1 protein-coding gene is annotated in these 1,009 nt (G+C 70.5%); it reads left to right on the forward strand.

Going from position 1 to position 1,009, the window contains the following annotated elements; all coding sequences use genetic code 11:
• Positions 1–253 precede the first annotated feature (253 nt).
• Positions 254–835 (forward strand): sigma-70 family RNA polymerase sigma factor, encoded by a 582-nt coding sequence (locus G6020_RS12595; RefSeq protein ID WP_179524690.1) that lies wholly within the window; start codon positions 254–256, stop codon positions 833–835.
• Positions 836–1,009 lie beyond the last annotated feature (174 nt).

Raw genomic sequence — 1,009 nt, forward strand, 5'->3', positions numbered from 1 at the left:
CCCGGTCCCGCACCCGCGGGACCGGGGCCCGCTCGTCGTCCGGCGACCGGTGATGTCGTCTCACCCCGCTCCGAGCGGCTACGCTGGGCCCTCACCGGATGACCTCCGGCACAGGGGTCGCAGAAGTATCCTGTGCCCACGCCCCGCCGGCCGCGACGGTCCGGACGTGAGACCGCGACGGTCCGGCGCCGCACCCCGACAGAAAGGCCGTGCCCCGTAGCACACCCGTGTAACGAGAGGCCCCCCTAAATCGATGACAGGTACAGCAGACGAGTTGGAACTCGCCGTCGCCGCCGCGGTCAAAGGAGACCGTTCGGCGGCCACGCGGGTACTCGAACTCGTCCGTCCCGGGGTGGTGCGGTATTGCCGCTCCCGCGTCGGGGGTGCGGAGAGGGTCAACCTTTCTGCTGACGATGTCGCACAGGAGGTGCTGATCGCGGTGCTCTCGGCGTTGCCCGGGTACCGGGATCAGGGTCGTCCCTTCATGGCCTTCGTGTACGGGATCGCCGCACACAAGGTCGCGGACGCGCACCGGGGCGCCGCACGGAACAAGTCGGATCCCGTCGAGTACCTCCCGGAGGTGCTCTCCACGGAGACGGGACCGGAGGATCACATCCTCGACGGCGAGGTGGCCAGGGCGATGAGTCGTCTACTGGGAACCCTGCCCGAGAAGCAGAGGGAGATCATCCGACTGCGGGTGGTCGTGGGACTCTCCGCGGAGGAGACCGCGGAGATAGTGGACAGCACGGCCGGAGCCGTGCGGGTGGCCCAACACCGGGCCATGAAGCAGCTCCGGACCAGGATCGAGCAGGACGGAGAGGAGCGATGGCGATGAACGACGACGATGTCGACCCCGGCACCCGGGACGACGCCGCCTCCCTCGACGCGCACGGTCCGGATCCGGAGGCGGTGGAGCGTGACGACGAGCTCCTGCGCGTCCTCGGGGTGGGCGACCGCCCCGCCGGCTCCGACGCCCTGGCCGCGCTGCTCGCCGACTGGCGCGAGGAGG

This window comes from Dietzia sp. B19 (assembly GCF_014145155.1).
GTDB classification, from domain to species: Bacteria; Actinomycetota; Actinomycetes; order Mycobacteriales; family Mycobacteriaceae; genus Dietzia; species Dietzia natronolimnaea.

Bases quoted from the DNA above. Each gene is read 5' to 3' on its own strand.
- G6020_RS12595 (WP_179524690.1), top strand. From the start codon at position 254: ATGACAGGTACAGCAGACGAGTTGGAACTCGCCGTCGCCGCCGCGGTC.